The following is a 5,363-nucleotide window of genomic DNA, read 5'->3' on the forward strand; positions in this document are numbered from 1 at the left end:
GTCGCCTCGGGCGCCGCAGCGATGTAGTCGTCAATCTCGCTCATGCGCGGGCCGCGGCCACGCGGGCGAGGGCGAGGCGGTCGGCGGCGTCGAGGGGCGTGATGCCCTCGAGGGCCGCGAGGGCCAGCACGTCGGCGAGCGTGTGCCCAATGGCGCGCAGCCGCTCGTCAACGGTCTCGGGGCTCTCGCCGCGTTCGGTCAAAGCGAGGTGAATGACTCCCCCGGCGTTGACGACAAAGTCGGGGGCATACAGAATGCCCCGCGCGGCGAGCGCGTCAGCCCCACTGCGCTTGGCGAGCGGGTTGTTCGCCGGCCCGCAGACCGCGCGCACGGGCAGGTGCTCGATCACGGGTGCGGTCAGGATTCCGCCGAGGCCCGCCGGCACAAACACATCGGCGGGGGTCGACACGGCGTCGGCCGCGTCGATCCAGGTCGCGCCGAGTTGGTCGGCGATCGCGAGGGCGCTCGGGTTGATGTCGGTCACGGTGAGCACGGCCCCCGCATCAGCGAGTCGCCGCGCGAGTCGTGAGCCGACTTGCCCGAGGCCCGAGATGACGAAGCTGCGACCCTCCACCGAAGTCGAGCCGAAGACCGCGAGCAACACCTGCTCGATCGAGGCGAAGACGCCGAGCGCCGTACCGGCGGCCGGTTCACCCGCGCCGCCATCGGCGGCGGGCAGGCCCACGACGTGCTGGGTCCGCTCGCGCACGATGAGCATGTCGTGCTCGGTCACTCCCACGTCTTCGGTCGTGATGTACGCGCCGCCGAACGACTCGACGAGGTCGCCGAGGTCGAGCAGGGCATCCCGTCGCTCGGCGGCGTCGAGAACGCGACCGGGCGGCAGCGCGATGACGGCCTTGCCGCCTCCCGCTCCAATGTCGGCGAGCGCGTTCTTCATCGTCATGGCCTGGCCGAGGCGCATGGCATCGGCAACGCCGTCGAGCCAGTGCTCATAGGTCCACAGGCGGCAACCACCGAGAGCCGGGCCAATCGCGCTCGAGTGCAGGGCCACGGTGATGTGCAGGCCCGAGCGGGCGCCCGTCACGGTCGTCACGCGCTCGTGAGTGAAGAGCGGCAGGGGTGCGGTGGTCATGGCGTTCCTCCTGAGTGGGCACCGCTTGTGGCGATGCGTGGGCGTCCGCGGGATGTGCGGTCAGCACCATCCTGGTCTAGCATCGCGCGAGTGGGTGATATTCAGTCGCACCTGACCTGCAACGTCGAGCAGTTCAGTCAGCGCATCAAGATGCGTGACGATGTCGACGTCGCCCGTGAGGTCGAGCACTTCGCCGACTTCGCCGCGATCAAGGATGCCCGGTCCGCTGGTGCCGCCCTCGAGAAGCTCGGCTATAGCGTCACGGTTGCTCGGCGCCGCCTCTTTCGCGGCACGGTTCGCGCGGCCAAACTCGCGACCGTTGACGTCGAGACCGCCGACCGCATGGTGCACGAGGTCTTCGCGGTCGTGGCGGCTCACCACGGTGACTACGACGGCTGGGGCGCCCCGATCATTCAAGGCTGAGGTCGCCTAAGCGCCCGCCCCCTCGAGGTCGCCAACACTCAGCGACACCGCGTCGACGATGTCGAGCACCGTGGCGGGGCGAGCGGGCATCCACGTCACGCGCTTCTTCCAGCGGCCGCGACCGAACCCGCCGACGAGTGAGCGCAGCACGGCCGTCTCGTCGAAACCTGCCTCGACGAGCGCCGAGAGCTCGGCTGCGTTGAGGCCGAGCGGCTGCTCGCCATTGCCGAGGTCACTGCCATAGAGCACCTCGCCACCGGCCGCCGCGAACGCCCGCACGTTCTCGATCGCGATCGCACGCTCGGTGGGGGCGTGAATCGCGAGGGTTGAGATCCAGCGCTGGCCCTGCGTCACGGCCTGCTCGACGAGCGCGGGCGCGAGAACCTCGCTGAACGGCGCGTGTGCGAGCACGTCGACGCCGGCGGTGATCGCGCGCGCGGCCTGGCCCGCGCCCTCGACGTGCGCGACGACAGGCAGCCCGGCCGCGCGCACTTCGGCGACGACCTCGGCAAGCAGGGCGTCATCCCAGACCGGCCCGGCCTCGGCGTTGAGCGCGATCTTGATGCGGGATGCCCCTGCCGCCACGTGCTCGGCCACCGCAAGCTCGGCGTCATCGGCCGAGGCGACTTCGCGCCACGAGTTGGCCGGAGCCCACGCCCTGTCGCTCGGGTAGCCGCCCGGCGCGGTCAAGAAGGCACCCGCAAACTCGAGCGCCGCGGCAAAGGGATCGGGCTCGGCGAGCACCGCGAGCACATCGGGGTCACCCCCGAGGTCGATCACGCGCGAGAAGCCTCCGGCTGCGAGCGGCTCGAGCGCATCGCCGGGGTGCAACTGCACGTGCACGTGGTGGTCGGTGAAGCCGGGCAGCAGCACCCCGGGGAGGTCGACGACCCCGGCGGGATCAGCGGCCGACGACGGTCCGACGTAGTGCAGAGTGCCTCCCCCACGGCGCACGAGGCTCGGGCCCATCCACGTGCCGCGCCAGGCGTCAGCGATGCGGAAGACGGCGGGAGGAGCATCCATCGCCTTCGGGGTCATGCCTGACCGATCTCGGTGCGCACCGCGTAGAGCTCGGGAAAGAACGTGAGGTCAAGTGCACGCTGCAAGAAGTCGACGCCCGCCGAGCCGCCCGTGCCGCGCTTGAAGCCGATCGTGCGGCGCACGGTGCGCAGGTGGCGGAAGCGCCAGAGTTGAAAGTTGTCTTCGAGGTCAACGAGTTCTTCGCACGCTTCATAGACGCGCCAGTTCGACTCGTCGGGGCCGTGGGCTCCCTCGTAGATCTCGACGAACACGGGCACGAGTTCGGGCGTGAACACGTGGGCCTTCGTGACGTCGCGCTCGAGCACGCTCGCGGGAATCGCGACACCCTGGCGTGCCAAGAAGCGCAAGAACTCGTCGTAGAGACTCGGCTCGTGCAGCAGCCCCGTGAGCACGGCGTGGGCCTCGGGGTCGCTCTCGAAGACGCTGAGCATGCCCGCGTGCTTATTGCCGAGAATGAACTCAATCGCGCGGTACTGGTGCGATTGAAAGCCCGAGGAGTTGGCAAGGAAGCCGCGGAACTCGGCGTACTCGGTGGGCGTGAGGGTCGCGAGCACGCTCCACTGCTGGATGAGCGCCTCTTGAATGTGCTTGATGCGCGCGATGCGCTTGAGGGTGCCGCCGAGGTCGTCGTCGATGAGGCACTGCCGGGCCGAGCGGGCCTCGTGCAGCAGCAGCTTCATCCAGAGCTCGCTGGTCTGGTGCTGGATGATGAACAACAGCTCATCGTGGTGCTCGGGCTCGCTGATCGGGCGCTGCAGTTGCAACAACTCATCGAGCGCGAGGTATGAGCCATAGCTCATGCGCGTCGAGAAGTCGGTGACGATCGTGTCTTCGATCGCGCGGGTGTTCTCGGGGGTTGTCTCGGGGGATTTCTCGGGGGTTGCGTCGCTCATGGCAGCTCCGGGGTGTGCGGGGGCGGCACGCGCGTGCCACCGAGAGCGGACCCGGGCCGCGTGGCCGAGGCTTCAAAGGCCGCGCCAAAGGCGAGCAGCCGAGAGTCGTCCCACGCGCGACCCGCGAAGGTGAGGCCGATGGGCATGCCGATGTCGGCCATGAGCCCCATGGGCACCTGCACGCAGGGGATGCCGAGGTGCCGCGGCACGAGGTTGCCGTTCGCGACCCACGTGCCATTGCGCCAGGCCAGTTCGGCGCTCGCGGGGTTGACGTCGGCGTCGGCCGGGCCCACGTCGGCCACCGCCGGAAAGACGACGGCGTCGAGCCCGAGCTCATCCATCCAGGCCTCGAGGTCGCGCCGACGCGTCTCGTTGAGGCCGCGCACACCCTCGGCGATGGTCGGAATGCTCTCGAGCGCGGGCACGCCCGTCGCGCGGGCGCGGTGCACGTAATCCTCGAGGGGAACATCTTCGGGCGCGAAGCGGCTCAGATGATCGTCGTACCGCCCGGGCAGTGAGCCGGGAGGGGTCGGAAAGATCAGCTCAGGGTCCACATCAGCAAGCCGGTGCAGCGCGGGGTCGCCGTTCGCCTGCAAGAACTCGTCCCACCCCCACATGCTCAGTTCGTAGAGCTCGTGGTCAGCGAACTGCGGCGGAACCAGGCCGCGCGCGACCATCGAGCGGTCATCCGCCCGCCCGCGCGATTCGTAATTCGTGACCACCGGAAAGTCGACCTCGACGACGGTCGCGCCGGCGGCTTCGAGATCGGCGCGCGCCTTCTGCCACTGGGCGATGACGGTCGGCCGGGTCTCGATCGGGTCGTCGTTGTCGGTGTCTCCGATGTAGAGGCGCGGCACGCCGAGGCGCACACCCTGCAGCGCGGCCGGGTCGGCCAGCGCGGGGTACGACTCCGGTCGCAGCTGCGATGACGGCGGGATGCTCACCCACGGCTGCACCCGCCAAAAGTCTCCGCGGGTCTGGGTGTCGTCGGCCACGACCGCATCGAGCACGAGCAGCAGCTCGGCCATCGTGCGCGTGTAGGGAACAACCACGTCCATCGTGGGCACAAGCGGCCAGTTGCCGCGCACCGAGATCACGCCCCAGCTCGGGGTGTAGCAGCACAGGCCGTTGTTGCTCGCGGGCCCGCGGCCGCTCGACCACGTTTCTTCCGCGAGCGCGAAGGCCGCGAAGCTCGCCGCGAGGCCCGTGCCCGAGCCATTCGACGAGCCCGAGCCGAACGGCGCCGTGAGGTACGCCGGGTTGTACGGGCTTTCGGCGCGGCCATAGAGGCCGCGCTGCATGCCCCCGTTAGCCATGGGCGGCATGTTGGTCAGGCCCAGGCAGATCGCCCCAGCGGCCCGCAGGCGCTCGACCGTGAACGCGTCATGCTGCGCCACGAGGTCGGCGAACGCGGGCGAGCCGCTCGCGACCGTGAGGCCGCGCACCATGTAGCTGTCTTTCGCCAAGTACGGAATGCCGTCGAGGGGCCCGAGCGCGGCACCGGATGCTCGCCGCGCGTCACTCGCCCGAGCCTCGTCGAGCGCCCCCGGGTTGTCGACCACCACGGCGTTGAGCGCGGGGCGCGTGCCATCGCTCGACGGCTCGCGGTCGTAGGCCGCGATGCGATCGCGGTAGCCCTGGACGAGTTCGACCGCGGTGGTGCGGCCGTCCGCCAGCATCGCGGCCAGCGTAGCGATGCTCGTCTCGACGAGCGGCGGCCGGCTCATCGGGCAGGCACAGCCGGCTGCTGCTGCGTGATGCAGTGGATTCCGCCGCCGCGCGCGAAGATCTCGCGGGCGTCGACCGTCACGACCTCGCGGCCGTAGGCCTCGGCGAGCGTGTCACGGGCGCGAGCATCCGCCACCTCGTCGTCGAACCCGCACGCGATGATGCCGCCATTGACGACGAGGTGA

General features: G+C 69.9%; 6 protein-coding genes. 1 reads left to right on the top strand and 5 read right to left on the bottom strand.

The window, feature by feature from the left end; genetic code table 11:
• Window positions 1–40: 40 nt before the first annotated feature.
• The gene (locus tag SFU54_RS10345) at window positions 41–1,093 is read right to left on the bottom strand and encodes a Glu/Leu/Phe/Val dehydrogenase family protein (RefSeq protein ID WP_319016193.1); all 1,053 of its coding nucleotides are present in this window, start codon (window positions 1,091–1,093) and stop codon (window positions 41–43) included.
• A gap of 90 nt (window positions 1,094–1,183) precedes the next feature.
• Here SFU54_RS10345 and SFU54_RS10350 point away from each other — a divergent pair, with 90 nt between their 5' ends.
• Entirely contained in the window at window positions 1,184–1,516 is a 333-nt protein-coding gene (locus tag SFU54_RS10350; RefSeq protein WP_319016194.1) for a ribonuclease E inhibitor RraB, read from the top strand.
• A 6-nt stretch (window positions 1,517–1,522) separates the two neighbouring features.
• Here the strand turns inward: SFU54_RS10350 and SFU54_RS10355 are convergent, their stop codons facing one another.
• The 4 genes from SFU54_RS10355 to SFU54_RS10370 form a co-directional block, all read right to left on the bottom strand.
• Window positions 1,523–2,554 carry a hydrolase gene (locus tag SFU54_RS10355; protein ID WP_319016195.1) on the bottom strand — a complete coding sequence of 344 codons (1,032 nt, stop codon included), beginning with the start codon at window positions 2,552–2,554 and terminating at the stop codon, window positions 1,523–1,525.
• Window positions 2,551–3,450: a tryptophan 2,3-dioxygenase gene (locus tag SFU54_RS10360; RefSeq protein WP_319016196.1), complete on the bottom strand. Its 900-nt coding sequence runs from the start codon at window positions 3,448–3,450 to the stop codon at window positions 2,551–2,553. The genes SFU54_RS10355 and SFU54_RS10360 overlap by 4 nt, the downstream gene beginning before the upstream one ends.
• Window positions 3,447–5,177 (bottom strand): amidase, encoded by a 1,731-nt coding sequence (locus SFU54_RS10365; RefSeq protein WP_319016197.1) that lies wholly within the window; start codon window positions 5,175–5,177, stop codon window positions 3,447–3,449. The genes SFU54_RS10360 and SFU54_RS10365 overlap by 4 nt, the downstream gene beginning before the upstream one ends.
• On the bottom strand, window positions 5,174–5,363 hold a 190-nt coding region (locus SFU54_RS10370), incomplete at its 5' end, for an agmatine deiminase family protein (protein ID WP_319016198.1). The genes SFU54_RS10365 and SFU54_RS10370, both read right to left, overlap by 4 nt.

This window comes from Microcella sp., from assembly GCF_033763155.1.
Classification (GTDB): domain Bacteria; phylum Actinomycetota; class Actinomycetes; order Actinomycetales; family Microbacteriaceae; genus Microcella.